Source organism: Bradyrhizobium sp. USDA 4510, from assembly GCF_054059095.1.
The window spans coordinates 6216516-6238974 of the sequence record NZ_JBSSBT010000001.1 but is presented as its reverse complement, the minus strand read 5'-3'; the positions used below and the strand labels follow the sequence as shown (position 1 = coordinate 6238974).

20 protein-coding genes and 1 pseudogene are annotated in these 22459 nt (G+C 64.9%); 16 read left to right on the top strand and 5 right to left on the bottom strand.

All coding sequences use genetic code 11. The features are described from left to right. Positions 1–189 precede the first annotated feature (189 nt). The 5 genes from ACVMDN_RS29070 to ACVMDN_RS29050 all read left to right on the top strand — a co-directional run bounded on the left by ACVMDN_RS29070 (position 190) and on the right by ACVMDN_RS29050 (position 6662). Positions 190–2457, top strand: coding sequence for an acyl-CoA dehydrogenase (locus ACVMDN_RS29070; RefSeq protein ID WP_253625560.1), 2268 nt, complete (start codon positions 190–192; stop codon positions 2455–2457). Beyond that, positions 2457–3740: an acetyl-CoA C-acetyltransferase gene (locus tag ACVMDN_RS29065; protein ID WP_141340511.1), complete on the top strand. Its 1284-nt coding sequence runs from the start codon at positions 2457–2459 to the stop codon at positions 3738–3740. Before ACVMDN_RS29070 ends, ACVMDN_RS29065 begins: the two co-directional genes overlap by 1 nt. Before the next feature lie 2 nt (positions 3741–3742). Next, positions 3743–5833 (top strand): 3-hydroxyacyl-CoA dehydrogenase NAD-binding domain-containing protein, encoded by a 2091-nt coding sequence (locus ACVMDN_RS29060; RefSeq protein ID WP_200844446.1) that lies wholly within the window; start codon positions 3743–3745, stop codon positions 5831–5833. Further along, positions 5830–6291: an acyl-CoA thioesterase gene (locus ACVMDN_RS29055; protein WP_057016954.1), complete on the top strand. Its 462-nt coding sequence runs from the start codon at positions 5830–5832 to the stop codon at positions 6289–6291. The genes ACVMDN_RS29060 and ACVMDN_RS29055 overlap by 4 nt, the downstream gene beginning before the upstream one ends. A 176-nt stretch (positions 6292–6467) precedes the next feature. Then, positions 6468–6662: a hypothetical protein gene (locus ACVMDN_RS29050; protein ID WP_057016955.1), complete on the top strand. Its 195-nt coding sequence runs from the start codon at positions 6468–6470 to the stop codon at positions 6660–6662. Here the strand turns inward: ACVMDN_RS29050 and ACVMDN_RS29045 are convergent. Continuing rightward, positions 6638–6769, bottom strand: a complete 132-nt coding sequence (locus tag ACVMDN_RS29045; protein ID WP_256521284.1) for a hypothetical protein — start codon at positions 6767–6769, stop codon at positions 6638–6640. The two genes, ACVMDN_RS29050 and ACVMDN_RS29045, sit on opposite strands and share 25 nt — an antisense overlap. A 29-nt stretch (positions 6770–6798) precedes the next feature. Between ACVMDN_RS29045 and ACVMDN_RS29040 the strand changes: the two genes are divergently transcribed. The 9 genes from ACVMDN_RS29040 to ACVMDN_RS29000 all read left to right on the top strand — a co-directional run bounded on the left by ACVMDN_RS29040 (position 6799) and on the right by ACVMDN_RS29000 (position 16657). Beyond that, positions 6799–7638: a DeoR/GlpR family DNA-binding transcription regulator gene (locus ACVMDN_RS29040; RefSeq protein ID WP_057016956.1), complete on the top strand. Its 840-nt coding sequence runs from the start codon at positions 6799–6801 to the stop codon at positions 7636–7638. A 75-nt stretch (positions 7639–7713) separates the two neighbouring features. Then, positions 7714–8511: a hypothetical protein gene (locus ACVMDN_RS29035; protein WP_141340513.1), complete on the top strand. Its 798-nt coding sequence runs from the start codon at positions 7714–7716 to the stop codon at positions 8509–8511. 465 nt (positions 8512–8976) lie between these two features. Next, positions 8977–10521, top strand: a complete 1545-nt coding sequence (glpD, locus tag ACVMDN_RS29030; protein WP_141340514.1) for a glycerol-3-phosphate dehydrogenase — start codon at positions 8977–8979, stop codon at positions 10519–10521. Beyond that, positions 10518–11657, top strand: a complete 1140-nt coding sequence (locus tag ACVMDN_RS29025; protein WP_141340515.1) for an ABC transporter ATP-binding protein — start codon at positions 10518–10520, stop codon at positions 11655–11657. The genes glpD and ACVMDN_RS29025 overlap by 4 nt, the downstream gene beginning before the upstream one ends. A gap of 12 nt (positions 11658–11669) precedes the next feature. After that, positions 11670–12755, top strand: a complete 1086-nt coding sequence (locus tag ACVMDN_RS29020) for an ABC transporter ATP-binding protein (protein ID WP_141340516.1) — start codon at positions 11670–11672, stop codon at positions 12753–12755. Continuing rightward, complete coding sequence (locus tag ACVMDN_RS29015) at positions 12755–13657, top strand: carbohydrate ABC transporter permease (protein ID WP_028338609.1); 903 nt, start codon at positions 12755–12757, stop codon at positions 13655–13657. Before ACVMDN_RS29020 ends, ACVMDN_RS29015 begins: the two co-directional genes overlap by 1 nt. Continuing rightward, entirely contained in the window at positions 13657–14463 is an 807-nt protein-coding gene (locus ACVMDN_RS29010; protein WP_028333212.1) for a carbohydrate ABC transporter permease, read from the top strand. Before ACVMDN_RS29015 ends, ACVMDN_RS29010 begins: the two co-directional genes overlap by 1 nt. Before the next feature lie 9 nt (positions 14464–14472). Next, positions 14473–14799, top strand: coding sequence for a DUF2160 domain-containing protein (locus ACVMDN_RS29005; RefSeq protein WP_057016960.1), 327 nt, complete (start codon positions 14473–14475; stop codon positions 14797–14799). Positions 14800–14914: 115 nt separating this feature from the next. After that, positions 14915–16657 (top strand): ABC transporter substrate-binding protein, encoded by a 1743-nt coding sequence (locus ACVMDN_RS29000; RefSeq protein WP_038382516.1) that lies wholly within the window; start codon positions 14915–14917, stop codon positions 16655–16657. A gap of 209 nt (positions 16658–16866) precedes the next feature. Here the strand turns inward: ACVMDN_RS29000 and ACVMDN_RS28995 are convergent, their stop codons facing one another. The 4 genes from ACVMDN_RS28995 to ACVMDN_RS28980 all read right to left on the bottom strand — a co-directional run bounded on the left by ACVMDN_RS28995 (position 16867) and on the right by ACVMDN_RS28980 (position 21215). Next, positions 16867–17970, bottom strand: coding sequence for an alkene reductase (locus ACVMDN_RS28995; protein ID WP_141340517.1), 1104 nt, complete (start codon positions 17968–17970; stop codon positions 16867–16869). Positions 17971–18055: 85 nt separating this feature from the next. Beyond that, on the bottom strand, positions 18056–18916 hold the full coding sequence (locus tag ACVMDN_RS28990; protein ID WP_057016962.1) for an SDR family NAD(P)-dependent oxidoreductase: 861 nt from the start codon (positions 18914–18916) through the stop codon (positions 18056–18058). A gap of 100 nt (positions 18917–19016) precedes the next feature. Continuing rightward, a complete protein-coding gene (locus tag ACVMDN_RS28985) occupies positions 19017–19520 on the bottom strand; it encodes a DUF1993 domain-containing protein (protein WP_057016963.1) in 504 nt (167 codons plus the stop codon). 348 nt (positions 19521–19868) lie between these two features. Further along, positions 19869–21215, bottom strand: coding sequence for a lytic murein transglycosylase (locus ACVMDN_RS28980; RefSeq protein ID WP_141340518.1), 1347 nt, complete (start codon positions 21213–21215; stop codon positions 19869–19871). Positions 21216–21400: 185 nt separating this feature from the next. Between ACVMDN_RS28980 and ACVMDN_RS28975 the strand changes: the two genes are divergently transcribed. Both ACVMDN_RS28975 and ACVMDN_RS28970 read left to right on the top strand, forming a co-directional pair. After that, positions 21401–21832 carry a hypothetical protein gene (locus ACVMDN_RS28975; protein WP_057016965.1) on the top strand — a complete coding sequence of 144 codons (432 nt, stop codon included), beginning with the start codon at positions 21401–21403 and terminating at the stop codon, positions 21830–21832. A 6-nt stretch (positions 21833–21838) separates the two neighbouring features. Beyond that, positions 21839–22434 (top strand): annotated as a pseudogene (locus tag ACVMDN_RS28970) (response regulator); the annotation flags it as partial. Positions 22435–22459: the final 25 nt, after the last annotated feature.

Sequence of the window (22459 nt, the reverse complement as noted above, 5' to 3'; positions counted from 1 at the left end):
GTCTGCGCCATCCCCGGCTACCTGATTGTCGCAGCTCAGCTTTCGGAACTGAACCCGTGGCCTGCCGTTAACAGAATGGCGCCTGGGCCGCGTCAATTTCGCTTTATCTGCGAAGCGAAGTGTTCACCGGTGAACGGCACTTTCCGATAAGATCACCCATCCGCGCCGCCGTTTCATGAGGGATCCGCCATGAGCTTCCGCCGCGACTATATGACAAAACCGATCTTCTCCTGGGCGCGTGGCGTGCTGCCGACGATGTCGGACACCGAGCGCGAGGCGCTGGAAGCCGGCGACGTCTGGTGGGACGCCGATCTATTCACCGGCAACCCCGACTGGTCGAAATTGCTGGCGTTCGCGCCGGCCAGATTGACCGAGGAAGAGCAAGCCTTCCTGCACGGTCCGGTCGACGAGCTCTGCAGGATGCTCGACGAGTGGAAGATCAACTGGGAATGGCGCGATCTGCCGCCCGAGGTCTGGGCTTTCATCAAGGCCAAAAAATTCTTCGGCATGATCATCCCGAAGGAATTCGGCGGCCTCGGCTTCTCGCCCTACGCGCATTCCGAGGTGGTGCGCAAGATCTCGTCGCGCTCGCTGACCGCGGCCGTCACCGTGATGGTGCCGAACTCGCTCGGGCCCGGAGAGCTCTTGATGCGCTTCGGCACCAAGGAGCAGCAGGACAAATGGCTGCCGCGCCTCGCCTCCGGACAGGACATTCCCTGCTTCGGCCTGACCAGCCCGGAGGCAGGCTCCGACGCCGCCTCGATGATCGACACCGGCATCATCTGCAAGGGCAATTTCGAAGGCCGTGAGGTGCTCGGCTTGAGGCTCAACTGGCACAAGCGCTACATCACGCTCGGCCCGGTCGCGACGCTGCTCGGCCTTGCCTTCAAGGCCTATGATCCCGATCACCTCGTCGGCAGCGAGGAAGAGCTCGGCATCACCGTCGCGCTGATCCCGACCCATCTGCCGGGCGTGTCGATCGGCCACCGCCATCTGCCGGCGATGCAGGTGTTCCAGAACGGCCCGAACTGGGGCAAGGACGTCTTCATCCCGCTCGACTACATCATCGGCGGCGAGGCACGGCTCGGTCAGGGCTGGAAGATGCTGATGACGGCGCTTGCCGCCGGCCGCGGCATCTCGCTGCCGTCGCTGTCGGCGGCCGGCGCTGCCTATGCCGCGCGTACCACCGGCGCCTATGCCCGCGTCCGCGAGCAGTTCGGCATCTCGATCTCGAAATTCGAAGGCATCGAGGAGCCGCTCGCGCGTATCGCCGGCACGGCCTATCTGCTCGACGCCGCACGGCGGCTGACCTGCGCCGCACTGAACGAGGGGCATCATCCCGCCGTCATCTCCGGGATCATGAAGTTGCACGCCACCGAGCGGATGCGGATCGCGATCGATGACGCCATGGACATCCATGGCGGCAAAGCCGTGATCGACGGGCCGCAGAATTATCTCGGCGGGCTCTACCGCTCGGTGCCGGTCGGCATCACGGTCGAGGGCGCCAACATCCTGACCCGCAATCTGATCGTGTTCGGGCAGGGCGCGATCCGCGCGCATCCCTATCTGTTGCTGGAGATGAACGCGCTCGGCGAGACCGACCGCGACAAGGGTCTGACCGCGTTCGACACCGCGTTCTGGAAGCATGTCGGCCACAGCTTTGCAACCATGTTCCGCGCCTGGGGCCGCAGCTGGAGTTTTGGGATGTTCGCACCGGCGCCGGATGCCGGCGATGCGACCGAGTTCTATCGCCAGCTGTCGCGCTATTCGTCGGCGTTCGCGCTGTGCGCCGACATGGCGCTGCTCACCCTCGGCGGCGCGCTGAAGCGCAAGGAGATGCTCTCGGCACGCTTCGGCGACATCCTGTCCGAGCTGTATTTGCTCTCCGCTGCTTTGAAACGCTGGCAGGACGAGGGCCGGCAGAAGGCGGATCTTCCCGCGCTCGAATGGTGCATGGCATCCGGCTTCAAGACCATCGAGAACCGCTTTGCGGAAATCTTCGCCAATCTGCCGAACCGCCCGATGGCTTGGCTGCTGAAATTCCTGATCCAGCCGTTCGGCGCCCGCGTCACGGGCCCGACGGACCGCGTCGTGCAGCAATGCGCGCAGCTCGTGCTATCGCCGTCGGCGGCGCGCGACCGCCTGACGCCGGACCTCGCCTTTGTCGAGGATGACGGCGGCATCGCAAGGCTGGAGAAAGCCTTCCGCCTCGTCACCGAGGCCGAGGATGCCGCTAAGCAGCTGCGCGCGGCGCGTCTGCATGACTGGAAGGAGGCGGTCAAGAAGGGCGTTATCACCGAGGCCGACGGCGAGAAGCTTGCCGCTGCCCACGAGGCCGTCGCCAAAGTCATCGAGGTCGATGATTTTGCGCCGGAGGCGCTGTCCCCGATTTACAAGAAATCCGCTGACGTGCATCAGTTCTTCCAGGAGCTTGGTGAGCAGAGGGCGGCGAGCTGATGGCGCGACCAGTCTTTATCGTCGACGGCAGCCGGACGCCGTTCCTGAAGGCGCGCTCCGGTCCCGGCCCGTTCACCCCGGTCGATCTTGCCGTGCAATGCGGTCGGCCGCTGCTGGCACGGCAGCCTTTCGCGCCCACCGCCTTCGACCAGGTCATCCTCGGCTGCGTCAACGTGATCGCCGACGAGATGAACCCGGCACGGGTTGCGGCGCTCAGGCTCGGCATGGGCGAACAGATGGTCGCCTTCACGGTGCAGATCAATTGCGGCTCCGGCATGCAGTCGATCGACACCGGCTATCGCTACATCCGCGAGGGCATCTCCGACCTGATCCTCGCCGGCGGTGCCGAAGCCTTGAGCCACGCGCCGCTGGTCTGGCCCAATTCCGGCGTGCGCTGGTTTGCCGGCTTCGCCGGCGCGAAGGGGCTCGGCGCCAAGATCGCCGCGGCGCTGAAGGTGAAGCCGAGCTACTTCAAGCCGATCATCGGCCTCGAGCGCGGGCTGACCGACCCGATCACCGAGCTCAACATGGGGCAGACCGCCGAGAAGGTCGGTCATCTCTTCGGCATCACCCGCGCCCAGTCCGATGCATATGCTGCCGAGAGCCATCAGCGGCTGGCCAACGCGCAGAAGCAGGGCTTTCTCAAGGGCGAGGTCGAGATCGCGTTCTCCCGCGACGGCAAGTTCTTCGACCATGACGACGGTGTCCGCCCGGACTCGACCCCCGAGACCCTGGCGAAGCTGAAGCCGGTGTTCGAGCGTCCGTGGGGCCAGGTCACCGCCGGCAATTCCTCGCAGATCACCGACGGCGCCTCCTGGGTGATCCTGGCGTCCGAGAAGGCGGTGGCCAAGCACGGGCTGACGCCGAAGGCCGTCATCCTCGACAGCCAATGGTCGGCGCTCGATCCCTCGATCATGGGCCTCGGCCCGGTGCTCTCGGCGAGCGCGCTGCTCAAGCGCAATAGCCTGACCTTGCAGGATGTCGAGACCTGGGAGCTGAACGAGGCCTTCGCCACCCAGGTGCTGGGCTGCCTCGCGGCATGGAACGACGAAAAATTCTGCCGCGAGATCCTTGGCCTCGATGGCGCGGCCGGCGAGATCGACCGCGCGAAGTTGAACGTCGACGGCGGCGCGATCAGCCTCGGCCATCCGGTCGGCACCAGCGGCAACCGCATCGTGCTGCATCTGGTCAATGCGATGAAGCGGCTCGGCACCAGGCGCGGCGTCGCCACCGAATGCATCGGTGGCGGGCAGGGCGGCGCGATGTTGATAGAGACGGTGTGATCATGGATTCACGGATCATGGACCTTCTCGCCGATCGCGAGCTCGGGCCGGAGCCTGCCGCCGACAGCCCCTACAAGAATTTCAAGCTGACGCGCGATGACGACGGTATCGCCTGGCTGCTGTTCGACCGCGCCGGCGCCAGCGCCAACACGCTGTCCGCCGATCTACTCGAGGAGCTCGATGCCATCGTCGCGGCGCTGGAGAACCAGCGGCCGACGGGTCTCGTGGTGCGCTCGGCCAAGCCAAGCGGCTTCATCGCCGGCGCTGACGTCAATGAGTTTCGCGGCGCCAGCGATTCCAGCGCGGTCGAGACCGCGATCGGCCGCGCCCATGCGGTGATCGACCGGCTCGAGGCGCTGCGCGTGCCCTCGGTCGCCGTCATCCACGGCTTCTGCCTCGGCGGCGGCCTCGAGGTCGCGCTGGCCTGCCAGATGCGGATCGCGATCGACGATGCCAGGTTCGGTTTCCCAGAGGTGATGCTCGGCCTGCATCCAGGTCTTGGCGGCACCGTGCGCTTCACCGAGCTGGTCAACCCGATGCAGGCGATGACCTTGATGCTGACCGGCAAGACCATCGACGCGCGCCGCGCCAAGGCGCTCGGCCTGGTCGACGCCGTCACCCAGGAGCGCCATGTCCGCAACGCGGTGAAGGATGCGGTGTTCGGCCGGCTGAAGCGCGCCAGGCCGGGCGCGCTCAACTCGATTCTCAATCTTGGTCCGGTCAGGGGCTTCCTCGCCTCCCGGATGCGCAGCGAGGCCGAGAAGGCCGCGCCGCGCAAGCATTACCCGGCGCCCTATGCGCTGATCGATCTGTGGGAGAAGCACGCCGGCAACCGCTCGGCGATGCTGAATGCGGAGAAGGCCTCGTTCGCCAATCTGATGGTGACGCCGACCGCGCAGAACCTGATCCGTGTGTTCTTCCTGCGAGAGCAGATGAAGAAGCTCGCCGGCAGCGGCAACAAGGTTGCGCACGTCCATGTCATCGGCGCCGGCGCGATGGGCGGCGATATCGCGACCTGGTGCGCCAACCAGGACATGCTCGTGACCTTGGTCGACATGAAGGCCGAGCCGATCGCGGGCGCCATGAAACGAGCGTCAGAGTTGTTCGGCAAGATTATGCGCAAGCGGATCGACCAGCGCGACGCGCTCGACCGGCTGATCCCCGACATGGACGGCGACGGCGTCCGCAATGCCGATCTGTTCATCGAGGCGGTGCCGGAAAAGCTCGAGCTGAAGCAGAAGGTCTATGCCTCTCTCGAGCCGAAGATGAAGCCCGGCGCGATCCTCGCCACCAATACGTCGAGCATCCCGCTGCAGGATCTGCGCACCACGCTGGCACGGCCGGAGCGGCTGCTCGGCCTGCACTTCTTCAATCCGGTGTCGCGGCTGCAACTCGTCGAGGTCGTCAGCCATGACGGCACCGATGCGGCGATGCTCAAGGAGGCGCTCGCGTTCGTCGGCGCCATCGACCGCCTGCCGCTGCCGGTGAAGAGCTCGCCGGGCTTCCTCGTCAACCGCGCGCTGACGCCCTACATGCTGGAAGCGATGATGATGCTGGACGAGAAGACCGACCAGCGCCTGATCGACGCGGCCGCCGTCGAGTTCGGCATGCCGATGGGGCCGATCGAACTCGCCGACCAGGTCGGCCTCGATATCTGCCTCGATGTCGGCGACATGCTGCGCTCGAAGTTCGGCGACACGCTGCCGCCGACGCCTGCATGGTTGCGTGAAAAAGTCGCCAAAGGCGAGCTCGGCCGCAAGACCGGCAAGGGCTTCTACACCTGGAAGGACGGCAAGGCGGAAAAGGCGCCGCTGCCGGAGACCGGTCCCCGGGTCACCGATGAGATGATCGACCGCCTGGTGCTGCCGATCTCGAATGTCTGCATCGCCGCCTTGCGCGAGGGCATCGTCGACAATCCCGATATGGTCGACGGCGCGATGATCTTCGGCACCGGCTATGCCCCGTTCCGCGGCGGCCCGCTCAACTATGCGCGCAGCCGCGGCGTCGACGATGTGGTGTCGGCCATGCAGGCCTTGATGCGCAAGTTCGGCGGACGATTTGCGCCGGATCCCGGCTGGGAGGCATTCAAGTGAGCGATTCGCAAGTGACCGGCTCGCAAGTGACCGACGCCCACGCTCACGCGCCGCTGAGCAACGACGCCGAGCCGAAGGGCGATCTCTGCATCCGCACGCTGGCGATGCCGGCCGACACCAATGCCAATGGCGACATCTTCGGCGGCTGGCTGCTCAGCCAGATGGATCTCGGTGGCGGCGTGTTCGCCTCCAAGGTGGCGAAGTCGCGCACCGTGACGGTCGCGATCGACGCGATGAACTTCCGCAAGGCGGTCAATGTCGGCGATCTCGTCTCCGTCCACGCCAATCTGGTGCGCATCGGCCGCACCTCGATCACGGTGCATCTCGAGGCCTGGGTGCTGCGCCGCCGCGAGCAGCAGTCGATCCTCGTCACCGACGGCAATTTCACCTATGTCTCGATCGACGAGCAGGGCCATCCGCAACCGATTCAGCGCGACGGCGCGACGATCGAAACCTGACATCCTCCGCGCGCCAGTGCCGCTGATTCGGTGGGAAAGGAAACGCGTCGAAACTGGGTCCGGAGCGTGGTTTGATTGCAAAAACCCGGAGTTTTTGGCGCTTCGCCGCGCAAAATAATCGAGGAACAAACAGCCAGCGACTCCGTTGTCGGGCCGAAGTCAAACCGAGGCTGACAATGTCCGACAGTTACGTGATCGAAGTGAGTTCGCAGACGGCGGGTATCGTGGTGCGCGATACGCGTGGTTATCAGTTCTTTGCTGCATCGCACCTTTTTGACCGCCTTGAAGGCCAGATCTTCCGCAATGCGCGCGAGGCCGAGCGCGCGGCGCGCCGGCTGCTCGCCGGTCAATCCATGCAGATGGCATCGTAGAACGCCTTCGCGTCATTGCGCATGGCCCGGGCGAAGCGTCCACCTTCGCCCAGGCCTTCCCTGACCCGGCACTGCACGTTGACCTCCGTGCCGAACGGTCGCACCATGGGCGACTCGCCGTTTCAAGGGGGCCGCCGTGGCCGGACTCTCCCATCGCCAGACTGAAATCCTCAACATCGCGCGCGCGTTCGGCCGGGTCATGGTCGAAGACCTCGCCAAGCGGTTCGAGGTGTCGGCGCAGACCATCCGCAAGGACCTCAACGATCTCTGCGACCAGCGCTCGCTGACCCGCATCCATGGCGGCGCGATCATCGCCTCGGGCGTCGAGAACCTCGCTTACGAGGCGCGCCGCTTCGTCGCCGCCGAGGAAAAGAAGGCGATCGGCGCGGCCGCGGCGGCACGGATTCCGAACGGCTGCTCGCTGTTCATCAATATCGGCACCACCACGGAAGAGGTCGCGAGCGCGCTGACCTCGCATGAGGACCTGCTGGTCATCACCAACAACCTCAACGTCGCGATGCTGCTCTACCGCCATCCGCGCATCGAGGTGGTGGTGGCCGGCGGCACGGTGCGCCGCGCCGACGGCGCCGTGGTCGGCTCCACCGCGACCCAGCTGATCGGCCAGTTCAAGGTCGACTACGCCATCATCGGCGCATCCGCCATCGACGAGGAGGGCGCGCTGCTCGACTTCGACTATCGCGAGGTGCAGGTCGCGCAGGCGATCATCGCCAATGCGCGCAACGTGATGCTGGTCTCGGACTCGACCAAGCTGCGCCGCAGCGCGCCGGTGCGGATCGCCCATATGAGCCAGATCCAGACCTTCGTGACCGATTCACCGCTTCCTGCGGGCCTCGCCAATATCTGCCACAGCCGCGGTATCGAGGTGGTCGTCGCGATGGACAAGCCGCAAGTCGATCTCGACGACAACGCCGCCGACGCGGCACCCGCGGCGCTGCGCAGCGCGCAAGGCGCTTGATCTCTCAAGTTTTAGCGAACCTGTTTCGGATGCCTTTCGGCCGCTGTTGTAGCCTGCCTGAGGTGGAGCGGTTCATTGGTCAGCACGCAATTCAAGATCGTCACGGCATTGGGCATGGCGGAGATGTTCGGCGTCGTCTCGTTTGTCCTTGGCTTTAACGTCGCATCCGCGTGCGCGACGGCGCTGGCCGGCGCTGTTTCTGCGCTTGTGGTCATGCGTGCGTTCGATGGTGAGACCCAGCCGCCATCGAAGAGCGTCCCTGCCGACATCTTTCGCCTCGGCAGCGAGAGCCGCCAGGCTTGGCTTTCGGAACTGGAACAGCAGAACGGCCGTGGCAGGAAACTGCTTTACGGACTGTCGCGGATCTTCCTTTCGGGATCGCCGTGTCAGCGCATCGCGAGCGGGGGCTTCCTCGCGCAGTCGGTAATCGGCCGGGTGGCGATCGTCCTGTTCTGGCTTGGCCAGGCGATGGGCTTTGACATGCGGCTGTTCGCAATCCCGCCGTTCGGGAGCCCGTTTGCGGATGGCATCCCGATGTCGGCTGAAGCAATCGCGGGGGTGAGGTTCGAGCACCTCTTCCTGCCGCTGGTCGCGCTCTACGCCGTCACGTTTTCCCTGTTCCTGATCGCATTGCTTGGCGATCTCGCGACCATCCTGCGCGACTGGCGAGAGCAGTGGAAGTATCTCACGATGCCGCTGTTCTGCTTTGCATTCTGGGCACTCCTGGCGCACCGAAAATCATCGGGATATAGCGCCCTGCAAGTCGCGCTCGGCGGCGGACACCTCTGGGCCTATGTCGCGATCTTCGTGTTCTTTCCGCTTTTCTTTCTCGTGCTGTCGGCGTCGCTGCCAGGCAATCGGGCGATCCGATGAACAGGGCTCGCTCGATCGGGCGAATCTATCTCCGCTTCGCGCTCAAAGGTATGCGATCCTTTTCGTCGCATCGTTGGTCTTCTACGTCCTGTTCGCCAGCGGTCACACATTCGTCGCGTCGACCGGTGTGCTCTTGCTCGCCGTCTACTTTGTGCGCGACAGCCGAGCTTGCGCCAAGCGGGTAGGCGGTGAAGTTCACCGTACCTACGATCCCGAAAAGGCTCTGCCGGAATTGCGCGTCGGACGATCGCCACAGCGTCCCTGACCGTCCGCCACCGCCTTGCCTGGCGTCACGCCAAGCGTCGCTCGTCCCATCCCTCCAAAAGCCCTGACCACGGGCACTCCGCCCAAAGAATCCCCAGCCCGAGTTCCCCATTTTCACTTTGCTTTCGTTTTTGGTTGTGATTTACTCCAATACGAAAGTAAAACCGTCAAAGCGAAGGCGGTTGCCGGGGGAAGCGTTCTTTGGACCAGATTTACGACCTCGCCATCATTGGAGGCGGCGTTAATGGCTGCGGCATCGCACGCGATGCGGCGGGCCGGGGTAACTCTGTTTTCCTCTGTGAAATGAATGACTTGGCTAGCGGGACGTCGTCCTGGTCGACCAAGCTCGTGCATGGCGGTCTGCGCTATCTCGAATATTACGAGTTTCGTTTGGTGCGCGAGGCGCTGATCGAACGCGAAATCCTCTGGCAGATCGCGCCCCACATCATTCGGCCGCTACGTTTCGTTTTGCCGCACCACGCCGGCCTGCGTCCGGCCTGGCTGCTGCGGCTCGGCCTCTTCCTCTACGACCATATCGGCGGCCGGCATTTGCTGCCGGCGACGCGCTCGGTCGATCTGACGCGCGACGCGGTCGGCAAGCCGCTGATCCCGGGCCGCTACACCAAGGGCTTCGAATATTCCGACTGCTTCGTCGACGATGCCCGGCTGGTTGCGCTGACCGCGCGCGATGCCGCCGATCGCGGCGCCGAGATCCGCACCCGCACCCGCGCGGTCGAGATCAGGCAAGTCGACGGCGTCTGGCACGTCACGGTCGAGGACAGCGTCACGGGTGTCCGCGACACGATCCAGTCACGCGTGCTGGTCAATGCCGGCGGTCCCTGGGTCGAACAGGTCCTGGCCTCGGGCGCCGGCGTCAACGCGCGCGCCAAGGTGCGCCTGGTGCAGGGCTCGCACATCGTGGTGCCGAAGCTCTACGACCACGACCGCGCCTACATCTTCCAGAACGCCGACGGCCGCATCATCTTCGTCATTCCCTATCAGGGCGACTTCTCGCTGATCGGTACCACCGATCGCGACTATGACGGCGATCCGGCCAAGGTGAAGGCGACGCAGGAGGAGATCGAATATCTCTGCGCGTCCGCCAGCGCGTATCTCGCCAAGCCGGTGAAGCCCGAGGACGTGGTCTGGAATTACTCCGGCGTGCGTCCGCTCTATGACGACGGCGCCAGCGAAGCCAAGGCCGCGACTCGCGACTATGTGTTCGAGCTCGATACGCCCGGCGGTGCGCCGCTACTGTCGATCTATGGCGGGAAGATCACGACCTATCGCCGCCTCTCCGAAGAGGCGCTGGAGCGGCTGTCGCCTTATCTCCGCGGCACAAAGGCGCAGGAGGGCTGGACCGGCAAGGCGCCGCTGCCCGGCGGCGACATGGATGTATCCGCGGTCGCGGCGCTGAGCGCCGAATTGATCCGCACCTATTCGTTTCTCGCGCAATCGCACGCCAATCGTCTCGCGCATGCCTATGGCACGCGCGCCAGCAAAGTCTTGGGCAATGCAACATCGACGGCCGATCTCGGCCGCTCCTTCGGCGCCACCTTGACGGAAAGCGAAGTCAGGTACCTGATGGCGAACGAATGGGCTCGGACTGCGGACGATGTCGTCTGGCGACGATCCAAGCTGGGCTTGCGGATGACGGCGGGTGAAATCGCCGCGCTCGACGAGTGGATGCTCGCCAACCGCGTGTCCGGTGAACGTCCCCTCCGCGAAGCGGGAGGACGGGCATGAGCGTCACATTGCAGAATGTCACGCGAACCGTGGATGGCATTCCGACCATCCGCGACGTGTCGCTGACGCTGGAGCGTGGCACGCTCAGCGTGCTGCTCGGGCCGACGCTGTCGGGCAAGACCTCGATCATGCGGCTGCTCGCCGGCCTCGACAAGCCGACCACCGGCCGCGTGTTGGTCGACGGCAAGGACGTCACCGGCGCCGACGTGCGGCAGCGTTCGGTCGCGATGGTCTATCAGCAGTTCATCAACTATCCCTCGCTGACGGTCTACGAGAACATCGCCTCGCCGCTGCGCGTGCAGGGCAAGCCGCGCGCCGAGATCGAGCGGCGGGTGGCGGAAGCGGCCGGCCTGTTGCGGCTCGAGCCGTTCCTGAAGCGCACGCCGCTGCAACTCTCTGGCGGCCAGCAGCAGCGCACCGCGATCGCGCGGGCGCTGGTCAAGGGCGCCGACCTCGTGCTGCTCGACGAGCCGCTCGCCAATCTCGACTACAAGCTGCGCGAGGAGCTGCGCGCCGAGCTGCCGCGCATCTTCGAGGCCTCCGGCGCGATCTTCGTCTATGCCACCACCGAACCGTCGGAAGCGCTGCTGCTCGGCGGCGACACGGTGTGCATGTGGCAAGGCCAGGCGCTGCAAACCGGCGCGACGCCGAAGGTCTACCGCCATCCCGACACGCTGCGCGTTGCCCAGGTGTTTTCCGATCCGCCGCTCAACATCATCGGCATCGAGAAGAAAGGCGCGCAAGTGATCTATGCCGGCGGCGAGCAGGCGCCCGCGGCCGGCCTCTATGCCAATCTGCCCGATGGCCGCTACCGGACCGGCTTCCGCGCGCACCAGCTCGAGGTCGGGAACGTCGCGGCCGGCCGCCACAAATTTTCCGCCGCGGTGACGGTGACCGAAATCACCGGGTCGGAGAGCTTTGTGCACGTCCATGTCCACGGCTCGAACTGGGTCGCGGTTCTCCACGGCGTGCACGAATATGAACCCGGGCAGGTGCTCGATGCCGCGCTCGATCCCGACAACATCTTCGTGTTCGACGCCGCCGACCGCCTCGTCGCATCGCCCGCGACCTCGTTTTCGGGCAACGTGCATCGCAGTGCGCGCGCTGCAAACGCGTCAGCCGGCAACGGCACGTGAGGGAGATGCTTCATGGCCCGCATTGACCTCGTCGATCTCGCGCACTCCTACGGCGGCAACGACGCGCCGCAGGAATCCTTTGCGCTGAAGCCGGTTACCATGACCTGGCGGCAGGGCGGCGCCTATGCGCTGCTCGGGCCGTCCGGCTGCGGCAAGACCACGCTGCTCAACCTGATCTCCGGCATCGTGACGCCGTCGCGCGGAAAGATCCTGTTCGACGGCCGTGACATCACGCCGCTGTCGACGCAGAAGCGCAACATCGCGCAGGTGTTCCAGTTCCCGGTGATCTACGACACCATGACGGTCGGCCAGAACCTGGCCTTCCCGCTGAAGAATCGCGGCGTCGCGAAGGCCGAGGTCGACGCGCGCGTCAGGCAGATCGCCGATCTGCTCGACCTCACGCCCTATCTCAAACGCAAGGCGACACGGCTCACCGCCGACGCCAAGCAGAAGATCTCGCTCGGCCGCGGTCTGGTGCGCTCCGACGTCGCGGCCGTCCTGTTCGACGAACCGCTAACGGTGATCGATCCCGAGCTGAAGTGGCAGCTGCGCTCCAAGCTGAAGGCGCTGCATCGCGAGCTCGACCTCACGATGATCTACGTCACCCACGACCAGACCGAGGCGCTGACCTTCGCCGACACCGTCGTCGTGATGCATGACGGCCGCGTGGTGCAGAGCGGCACGCCGGCCGAATTGTTCGACAAGCCGGCGCATACGTTCGTCGGCTACTTCATCGGCTCGCCCGGCATGAACATCGTGCCCGCCGAAGTCAGTGGTCACGAGGCGCGGGTCGACGGCCATGTCATCGGCCTGCATCGAAACTATGGTGTGCTGCCTGCGGGCAAGAAGATCGAGATCGGCGTGCGGCCGGAATTCGTCGATGTCGCGGCGCCGGCGTCAGGGCTGCTGTCGGCCAGCATCGAGCGGATCGACGATCTCGGCCGCATCCAGTTCGCCCGCGTGCGGGTCGGCGATACCAAATTCGCCGCGCGTGTGCCGCCGGGCTTCTCGGTCTCCGGCAACACCGCCGGGCTGATCTTCAATCCCGCGCACGTCCACGTCTATGCCGACAGCCATTTGGTGGAGGGGGTCGCCTGATGGACAAGACGATCAACCAAAAAGCCTGGTTCCTGGTGCTGCCGGTGTTCCTGGTGGTGGCGTTCTCGGCGGTGCTGCCGCTGATGACCGTCGTGAACTATTCGATGCAGGACACCTTCGGCAACAACCAGTTCTTCTGGAACGGGGTCGGCTGGTTCAAGGAGCTGCTCGATCCATCGACCGATCTCGGCGGGCGCTTCCTGGCCTCGCTCGGCCGCAACCTGTTCTTCTCTGCGGTGATCCTCGCGATCGAGGTGCCGCTCGGCATCATCGTCGCGCTGTCGATGCCGCGCGAAGGCTGGAGCGTCGCGGCCTGCCTCGTCATCCTCGCCTTGCCGCTGCTGATTCCGTGGAACGTGGTCGGCACCATCTGGCAGATCTTCGGCCGGCCCGATATCGGCCTGCTCGGCTATGTGCTGAACCACCTCGGCCTCAACTACAATTACGTGTCCAATGAGGTCGACGCCTGGGTCACGGTCATCGTGATGGACGTCTGGCACTGGACCAGCCTCGTCGCGCTGCTCTGCTACGCCGGGCTGAAGTCGATCCCCGACGCCTATTACCAGGCGGCGCAGATCGACGGCGCCTCGCGCTGGGCGGTGTTCAAGGCGATCCAGCTGCCGAAGATGAACCGCGTGCTGCTGATCGCGGTGCTGCTGCGCTTCATGGACAGTTTCATGATCTACACCGAGCCGTTCGTGGTCACCGGCGGCGGCCCCGGCAATTCGACGACCTTCGTCTCGATCGAGCTCGTCAAGATTGCGCTCGGCCAGTTCGACCTCGGCAAGGCCGCGGCGCTGTCGCTGGTCTACAATCTGATCATCCTGATCGTGTGCTGGGTATTCTACACCGTGATGGTCAATGCCGGCTCCGAGCGTCCGGCCAAGGAAGGAGCGGCGTGATGCATTCGATCCCCGGCCGCCGCCTGATCATGGCGCTGTTTTTGATCTTCCTGCTGTTGCCGATCTACTGGCTCGTCAACATGAGCTTCAAGACCAACGCCGAGATCGTCTCGACGATGACGCTGTGGCCGCACACGCCGACGCTGCAGCACTACAAGCGCATCTTCACCGACGAGAGCTGGTATTCGGGCTACATCAATTCGCTCGAATACGTGGTGCTCAACACAATCATCTCGATCGCGGTGGCGTTGCCGGCGGCCTATGCGTTCTCGCGCTACCGCTTCCTCGGCGACAAGCATCTGTTCTTCTGGCTGCTGTCAAACCGCATGGCGCCGGCGGCGGTCTACGCGCTGCCGTTCTTTAACCTGTATTCGGCGATCGGCCTGTTCGATACGCCGTGGGCGGTCGCGCTCGCGCACTGCATCTTCAACGTGCCGCTGGCGGTGTGGATCCTCGAAGGCTTCGTCTCCGGCGTGCCGCGCGAGATCGACGAGACCGCGTTCCTCGACGGCTATTCGTTCCCGCGCTTCTTCATCAAGATCCTGGTGCCGCTCATCGCAAGCGGCATCGGCGTCGCCGCCTTCTTCTGCTTCATGTTCTCCTGGGTCGAGCTGCTGCTCGCGCGGACGCTGACCTCGGTGCAGGCCAAACCGATCGCGGCGATCATGACGCGCACGGTCTCGGCGGCCGGCATGGACTGGGGCCTGCTCGCCGCCGCCGGCGTGCTCACCATCATTCCGGGCGCGCTGGTGATCTGGTTCGTCCGCAACTACATCGCGCGCGGCTTCGCGCTCGGCCGGGTCTAGGAGGCGATCATGGAATCCATCGCATGGATGGCCTGGACGCTGCCGACCGCGATCTTCTTCGTGCTGCTGGCCTCGACGCTCGGCGTGATGACCTGGCTCGCGGCGGTTTATCCCGAGGCCGAGCGGGTCGGCGTGCTGCGCATCCCGACCACGCGCGGCGATCGTTTGTTCATTTCGCTGGTGCTGGCGGCGGTGATCCACCTGTTGTGGATCGGCCTCGTCGGCACCGATCCGATCCTCACCCTGCCGATCGGCGAGGGCGTGGAAATTTCGAGCCTGTGGCTCGCAACGCTGATTTCGCTTCTTTCAGCCGTGGCGATCTTTCGCACCGTCTGACGAAAGCGAAGAAGAGCAGATCCGGGGTCAACCCGGGCCTGGGGTTTTGTTTGTCGCTGCAACCGGAGGAATCATAATGCGACATTTGAGAACGACAAAGGATAGTCTTTTGACTATGACCAGCGCCGCCGCGCTGATCGCGGCTTCGCTCGCGGTCGCCACGCCGGCCCGCGCCGCCGACGATGCCGTGATCCAGAAGTGGATCGCGGAATTCCAGCCCTCGACGCTGTCGAAGGAAGACCAGAAGAAGGAGCTCGAGTGGTTCGCCAAGGCCGCCGAACCCTTCAAGGGCATGGAGATCAACGTCGTCTCGGAAACGATCACGACGCACGAATATGAATCGCAGACGCTGGCCAAGGCGTTCTCCGAACTGACCGGCATCAAGCTCAAGCACGACATCATCCAGGAAGGTGACGTCGTCGAGAAGCTGCAAACCCAGATGCAGTCGGGCAAGAACGTCTATGACGGCTGGATCAACGATTCCGACCTGATCGGCACCCACTTCCGCTACGGCCAGACCATCATCCTGTCGGACTACATGAAGGGTGAGGGCAAGGAGGTCACCGACCCGATGCTCGACGTCGACGACTTCATCGGCAAGTCGTTCACCACGGCGCCGGACGGCAAGCTGTATCAGCTGCCCGACCAGCAGTTCGCGAACCTCTACTGGTTCCGCTACGACTGGTTCACCAACCCCGAGTACAAGGCCAAGTTCAAGGCCAAGTATGGCTACGAGCTCGGCGTGCCCGTGAACTGGTCGGCCTATGAAGACATCGCCGAGTTCTTCACCAACGACATCAAGGAGATCAACGGCGTCAAGGTCTACGGCCATATGGACTATGGCAAGAAGGATCCCTCGCTCGGCTGGCGGTTCACCGACGCCTGGCTGTCGATGGCCGGCAACGGCGACAAGGGTATCCCGAACGGCCTGCCGGTCGACGAGTGGGGTATCCGCATGGAAGGCTGCCGTCCGGTCGGCTCCTCGGTCGAGCGTGGTGGCGACACCAACGGCCCGGCCGCGGTCTACTCGATCACCAAATATCTCGACTGGCTGAAGAAGTATGCCCCGCCGCAGGCCCAGGGCATGACCTTCTCGGAAGCAGGTCCGGTGCCGGCGCAGGGCAACATCGCCCAGCAGATGTTCTGGTACACCGCCTTCACCGCCGACATGGTGAAGCCGGGCATCGCCGTGATGAACGCGGACGGTACGCCGAAGTGGCGTATGGCTCCGTCGCCGCACGGCGCTTACTGGAAGGAAGGCATGAAGCTCGGCTATCAGGACGCCGGCTCCGTGACGCTTCTGAAGTCGACCCCGCCGGATCGCCGCAAGGCAGCCTGGCTCTATCTGCAGTTCATCATCTCCAAGTCGGTGTCGCTGAAGAAGAGCCATGTCGGTCTCACCTTCATCCGTGAGTCCGATATCTGGGACAAGTCGTTCACCGAGCGTGCGCCGAAGCTCGGCGGCCTGATCGAGTTCTACCGCTCGCCCGCGCGCGTGCAGTGGACCCCGACCGGCAACAACGTGCCCGACTATCCGAAGCTCGCGCAGCTGTGGTGGCAGAACATCGGCGATGCGTCGTCCGGTACCAAGACGCCGCAGCAGGCGATGGACGCGCTGGCTGCGGCCCAGGATTCGGTGATGGAGCGTCTTGAGAAGTCCGGTGTGCAGGGCGCCTGCGGACCGAAGCTGAACAAGAAGGAATCCGCCGAGTTCTGGTACAAGAAGGCCGAGAAGGACGGCACCATCGCTCCGCAGCGCAAGCTCGCGAACGAGAAGCCGAAGGGCGAGACGATCGACTACGACACGCTGATCAAGTCGTGGCCGGCCAACCCGCCGAAGCGCGCCGAAGCGAAGTAAGGCGCAAGCAAAGGCGTACCAGCCCACGCCATCCGAAGACGACGAAAGGCCGGGAGCGATCCCGGCCTTTTTGCTGATTGCCAGGTCATTCCGGGATGGTGCGCAAGCACCAGACCTCAGGTGCGCAACTGCGCACCGGGGAATCTCGAGAATCCGGGTTCGATGCGTCGCATCGCCCCGGAATGACGATGTGGAGAGAGGAGCGCTCCCTACTCCGCCGCCTCGGTCGCCTTCAGCGTCGGATAATCCGTGTAGCCCTTGGCGCCGCCGCCGTAGAAGGTCGCCTTGTCCCACTCGTTGAGCGGCGCGCCGGTCTTGAGCCGCTCGACCAGGTCGGGGTTGGAGATGAATGGCTTGCCGAACGCGATCAGGTCGGCCGCGCCGGCCTCCAGCACTTTCTCCGCTAGCGCGAAATCGTAGCCGTTGTTGGCGACATAGGCCTGCTTGAAGCGCTTGCGCAGCGAGGCGTAGTCGAACGGCGCGATATCGCGTGGGCCGCCGGTTGCGCCCTCGACGACGTGGAGATAGGTCAGCTTCAGCGCACTGAGCTGTTCGACGATGTAGTCGAACAGCGCTTGCGGATTGGAGTCGGTGATGTCGTTGGCCGGCGTCACCGGCGAGATCCGGATGCCGGTGCGATCTGCGCCGGCCTCGGTGGCGACCGCCTTGGACACGTCCAGCATCAGCTGGGCGCGGTTCTCGATTCCGCCGCCATAAGCGTCGGTGCGCTTGTTGGTGCCGTCGCGGGCGAACTGGTCGAGCAGATAGCCGTTGGCGCCATGGATCTCGACGCCGTCGAAGCCGGCCGCCAGCGCATTCGCCGTGCCGCGCTTGAAGTCCTCGATGATCCCGGGAATTTCCGACAATTCGAGCGCGCGTGGCTCGGACACGTCGGCAAACGTGCCGTTCACGAAGGTCTTGGTCTTGGCTTTGATCGCGCTCGGCGCCACCGGTGCGCCGCCGTTCGGCTGCAGTGCGACATGCGAGATGCGGCCGACATGCCAGAGCTGGATGAAGATGCGGCCACCGCGCTCATGCACCCGATCGGTGACCCTGCGCCAGCCCTCGACCTGTTCCTTCGAATAGATGCCGGGCGTGTCCTGATAGCCCTGGCCCTGCTGCGAGACCTGGCTCGCCTCGGTGATCAGAAGGCCGGCGGAGGCGCGCTGGCCGTAATAGTCCACCGCGAGCGGGCTCGGCACCATGCCGGGCGGCACCGCGCGGTTGCGCGTCAGTGGCGCCATCACCAGGCGGTTCGGCAGCGTCAGCGCGCCGAGCTTGTAGGGCTCGAGAAGTTTGGTCGATTGGCTCATGTAAATGTTCCAGAGAATGACTGATGAAGGACAATTGTGCATTGCCGCGACGAGCGCAATGCCCGAGGCATTCGCGCTCCGCAGACTAGCCGCGCACAATTCCGCCCATGTGGCCGGCATCGAGGAACAAGGTGTGCGCGTTGACGTAGGAGGATTCATTCGAAATCAGGAACAGCGCAGTATAGGCGACCTCCCAGCCGGTGCCCTGGCGGCCGAAAGGCACTGTCACGGCGCGGTCCGATCGCCTGCGGCTGGCGTCGCGCCCCATCGGCGTGTCCATGAAGCCGGGCGCGATCACATTGCAGCGAATGCCCTTGTCCTCGCCGGCCCGCGCGATCGCCCGCCCCAGCGCGATCTGCGCCGCCTTGGAGGATTCATAGGCCGGGTTGCGGCCGCCGGCGCGCTGGCTCGCCATTGAGGAGATCAGGATGATCGCGCCGCCCGGCGCCATCACCTCCAGCGCCTTCTGCGCGAACAGCATGTGGCTGCGCACATTGACGGCATAGTCGCGGTCCCAGGATTCGGCCGTCATCTTGGGCAGCGACAGGCCGGAGGAGATGCCGACATTGAGCGCCAGCCCGTCGAGCCCGCCGAGCCGCTGCGCGCAGCGTTCGACCGCGGGCGCGATCGCCGCGACGTCGGCGACATCGACCACGTCGGTGAAGGCCTTGCCGCCTTCGGCTGTGATCTGCGCGACGGTGTCGTCGGCGGCGTCCTTGTTGACGTCGAGGCAGGCGACCGACGCGCCCTCGCGCGCGAACAGCACGCTCATGGCGCGGCCGTTGCCGATCGGCGGGGCTTCATCCACGGTTGTGCGCTGTCCCGCGCCGACCACGATGACGCGCCGCCCGGCGAGGCGGCCGTGGTTCTTCGCCAGTCCGAGCGCTTCGGCATGCAGCGAAGCGGACGGATCGATGGCTTTCGGTGCGTGGGTTGTTGTCGACATGGCGTGCTCCCTGACGTCTTGTTGTTGTCAGGGAGCAGTAGCACGGGCGAGGGCGTGAAGCGAAAATCCCGTCGCGGGGAATATGGATCGCCGAAGCGCGTCAGCTGACGCCGAGGAAATCGCGCTTGCCGATCTCGACGCCGTTGTGGCGCAGGATGTCGTGCGCGGTCACGGCGTGGAAATAGAAGTTCGGGAACGAGAACGCGCTGAGGAATTGCTGGCCCTTCAGGGTCATCGTGCGATCGGGGCCGATCGGGAAGGTGACGTCCCTGACGTCGGCGCCGTCGAACTGCGCCGGCTTGAACGACTTCACATAGTCAATCGTCCTGGCGAGCCGCTGCTTCAGTTCACCGATGCTCTTCTCGGTATCTGGCGTCGACGGCACTTCGCTATGGGTCAGCCGCGCGCAGCCCCGTGCGGCGTGATCGCAGACAAGTTGCACCTGCTTGGTCAGCGGCAGCATGTCGGGATAGAGCCGCGATCCCAGCAGCACCTCGGGCGCGATCTTCTTCGCTTCGCAATGCGCCTCGGCCTTGGTCAGCTCGCCGGTGAGGCTGTTGAGGATCTGCAGGTAGGCGGGGACGACGGCGTCATGAAAGGACATGTGATGCTCCCTGTTCTGATGAAATCCGGATGTTACCGAACGGCGATGCTGCAAGTGGGGCGGCAAGGGGAAGAATACAACTGCGGGGAGCTGTAACACTTGGTCAAATATTTCCCGCGGGCGGCATTCTTGATCCCGTCATCCTGAGGAGCGCGAAGCGCGTCTCGAAGGATGCACGGCCCCAGTGTGGCCGATTCATCCTTCGAGGCTCTCTCCGCTCGCTCAGGATGACGGATCGCCAGAGTCTGCGTAGCCCGGATGGAGCGCAGCGCAATCCGGGGAGGCGCATCGGGGCTTGTCCCGGATTTCGCTGCGCTGCATCCGGGCTACGGAAAATGGGCGTTTGCTCTACCGCGTCCCCGGTGCCGCGGCATCGGCGGCCGGCTGGGTGCGGGGCCCGCCGCGCATCCGCGCCAGGAGCTCCGCGGTCGGCCAGGAATCCGCCGGCAGGCCGTATTTCATCTGCATCGCCTTCACCGCGCTGCGGCTTGCCTGTCCGAGCACGCCGTCGATCTTGCCGACGTCGTAGCCGGCGCGCGCGAGCAGTCCCTGCAGCTCCTTGATCTCATTGAACGGCAATTGCGCGACCGGACCGTGCGGCCGCTGCATCGGCGGTGCGCCCGCGATGCGGCCGGCGAGATAGCCGGCGGTGGTCGAATAGATCAGCGAGTTGTTCCACTCGGTGTAGGCGGCGAAGTTCGCATAGGCGAGGAACGCCGGACCCATCCGGCCCATCGGCAGCAGCAGCGAGGCCGGCATCTCGTCATTCGGCAATGCCTTGCCGTCGGTCAAGCTGACGCCAAGCGATACCCATTTCGATCGCGGCAGCTTGATGGTGAGGTCGGCCTGGTCCCACGGGAAATTTGCCGCCTGCGGCACGCGCACCTCCTGCAGCCACGGCTCGCCGCGCCGCCATTTCAATCCGGTGGCGATGTAGTTCGCGGTCGAGCCGATCACGTCGGGGCCGCTTTGCAGGAGATTGCGATGGCCGTCGCCGTCATAGTCGACCGCGTAGTTGAAATAATGCGTCGGCAAGAATTGCGTCTGACCGAGCTCGCCGGCCCATGAGCCGATCATCTGGTCGGGCGTCAGGTCGCCGCGCTCGATGATCTTCAGCGCGGCGATGGTCTCGCCCTGGAACATCTCGGAGCGGCGGCAATCATAGGCCAGCGACACCAGCGATTTCAGCGTCGGCAAATTGCCCATCTGGACGCCGAAATCGCTCTCCAGTCCCCAGAACGCGGCGATCACCGCCGGCGGCACGCCATACTCCTTCTCGGCGCGCGCGAACGCGGCGGCATAGGTCCGGATGTATTGTTGGCCCTGCTGCATGCGATAGTTCGCGGCCATGCGGCCGGCGAACTGGGTGAAGATCTGCCCGAACACGCGCTGGCCGCGGTCGCGGTTGACGATACCCTGGTCGTAGATCAGGTAGGGCGCGGCCTCCGCGATCGTGCGCTGCGAGACGCCGGCGGCGACCGCCTTCTGCTTCAGCTCGGCGAGGAAGCGATCGAAGTTCTGCCCGTTGTGGCAGGACGCAGCCCGCGGCGAGGCGACGGCGGCAGGGCGCGGCCTGACCGGCGCAGGATTCAAGGGGCTGGGCAGCGGCTGCTGCGCCGAGGCGAGGGTAGAGAGCGCCAGCGCCCCCGCGATCGCTGCGATCATGATCCGGGCGCGGAGGGGAGAGGCTGGCATCGATGTCACCGGCTGGAAAAAAGGGGAATTGAAGCCCAATCTGCATACACCAGGGCGACACCGGGCAACAACGGGGGTAGCGCCGTTAGACCAATTGGGCTGAGGTAGGTTGAGAGGCCGCCGCTATGATCGGCCGGTGATTCGCGGGCGGGGTGTCGGCGGATCGATCACGCCCGGAGGGACCCATGTGGAGTTTTCTCGAGCGTCTCTTGGATTCGTCGACGTTTTCGCCGCACGGCATCTGCCTGTTGTGGGAACCGGAGCTGATCTGGCTCCACGTGATTTCAGACGCGATCATTGCCGCTTCGTATTTCTCGATCCCGTTCGCGCTGGCGATCCTCGTCTCCAAGCGGCGCGATTTCCAGTTCGGCTGGATGGCCTGGCCGTTCGCCACGTTCATCCTCGCCTGCGGCCTCACCCATGTGTTCTCGATCTACACGCTGTGGGTGCCGATCTACGGTCTCGAGGGCCTGCTCAAGGCGCTGACCGCTGTCGCCTCGATCTTCACCGCAGTGCTGCTCTGGCCGCTGATCCCGCGGATCCTCGCGATCCCGACCGAAGAGCAGTTGCGCGAGGCCCATGTCGCGCTCGCCGAGGAGGGACGGCAGCGCCAGTGATCGGAATTCCTGCTCGAGCGCTTTTGCGAGGCCGAGGCCAATGAGAGCAAGATCCGTCAGGCGCAGAAGATGGAAGCGGTCGGCCAGCTCACCGGCGGCATCGCGCACGACTTCAACAACATCCTCACCGTCATCACCGGCACGATCGAGATCCTGGCCGAGGCGGTCACTCACAACCGCCAGCTCACGGAGATCACCGCGCTGATCCGCGACGCCGCCGAGCGCGGCGCATCGCTGACGCGGCATCTGCTCGCCTTCGCGCGCAAGCAGCCGCTGCAGCCGACCACGCTGTCGGCCAATAATGGGAGCGAAGCCCTTGCCGTGCTCGACAGCGGCGCGCCGATCGATCTGTTGTTCACCGACGTCATCATGCCGGGCGCGATGAACGGACGCGACCTCGCCACCGAGGCGCGGAAGCGCCGCCCGGGCCTGCGCGTCCTCTTCACTCGGGCTATACCGATGACGCCATCGATCAGGACGGCAAGCTCGAGCAGGGCATCCTGTTCCTGGCAAAACCCTACAGCCGCGCCGAGCTCGCCCGCATGTTGCGCGTCGCGCTGCGCGAGGAGGGGGCGGTGATTGCACAGGAGCCGGCGGCGTAGCGAGAGATCGTAGCCCGCATGAGCG

Bases quoted from the DNA above. Each gene is read 5' to 3' on its own strand.
- ACVMDN_RS29000 (WP_038382516.1), top strand. From the start codon at position 14,915: ATGACCAGCGCCGCCGCGCTGATCGCGGCTTCGCTCGCGGTCGCCACG.
- ACVMDN_RS29020 (WP_141340516.1), top strand. From the start codon at position 11,670: ATGGCCCGCATTGACCTCGTCGATCTCGCGCACTCCTACGGCGGCAAC.
- ACVMDN_RS29025 (WP_141340515.1), top strand. From the start codon at position 10,518: ATGAGCGTCACATTGCAGAATGTCACGCGAACCGTGGATGGCATTCCG.
- ACVMDN_RS29045 (WP_256521284.1), bottom strand. From the start codon at position 6,769: ATGGTGCGACCGTTCGGCACGGAGGTCAACGTGCAGTGCCGGGTCAGG.
- ACVMDN_RS29050 (WP_057016955.1), top strand. From the start codon at position 6,468: ATGTCCGACAGTTACGTGATCGAAGTGAGTTCGCAGACGGCGGGTATC.
- ACVMDN_RS28980 (WP_141340518.1), bottom strand. From the start codon at position 21,215: ATGCCAGCCTCTCCCCTCCGCGCCCGGATCATGATCGCAGCGATCGCG.
- ACVMDN_RS28995 (WP_141340517.1), bottom strand. From the start codon at position 17,970: ATGAGCCAATCGACCAAACTTCTCGAGCCCTACAAGCTCGGCGCGCTG.
- ACVMDN_RS29060 (WP_200844446.1), top strand. From the start codon at position 3,743: ATGGATTCACGGATCATGGACCTTCTCGCCGATCGCGAGCTCGGGCCG.
- ACVMDN_RS28975 (WP_057016965.1), top strand. From the start codon at position 21,401: ATGTGGAGTTTTCTCGAGCGTCTCTTGGATTCGTCGACGTTTTCGCCG.
- ACVMDN_RS29065 (WP_141340511.1), top strand. From the start codon at position 2,457: ATGGCGCGACCAGTCTTTATCGTCGACGGCAGCCGGACGCCGTTCCTG.
- ACVMDN_RS29015 (WP_028338609.1), top strand. From the start codon at position 12,755: ATGGACAAGACGATCAACCAAAAAGCCTGGTTCCTGGTGCTGCCGGTG.
- ACVMDN_RS29010 (WP_028333212.1), top strand. From the start codon at position 13,657: ATGCATTCGATCCCCGGCCGCCGCCTGATCATGGCGCTGTTTTTGATC.
- ACVMDN_RS29070 (WP_253625560.1), top strand. From the start codon at position 190: ATGAGCTTCCGCCGCGACTATATGACAAAACCGATCTTCTCCTGGGCG.
- ACVMDN_RS29005 (WP_057016960.1), top strand. From the start codon at position 14,473: ATGGAATCCATCGCATGGATGGCCTGGACGCTGCCGACCGCGATCTTC.
- ACVMDN_RS28990 (WP_057016962.1), bottom strand. From the start codon at position 18,916: ATGTCGACAACAACCCACGCACCGAAAGCCATCGATCCGTCCGCTTCG.
- ACVMDN_RS28985 (WP_057016963.1), bottom strand. From the start codon at position 19,520: ATGTCCTTTCATGACGCCGTCGTCCCCGCCTACCTGCAGATCCTCAAC.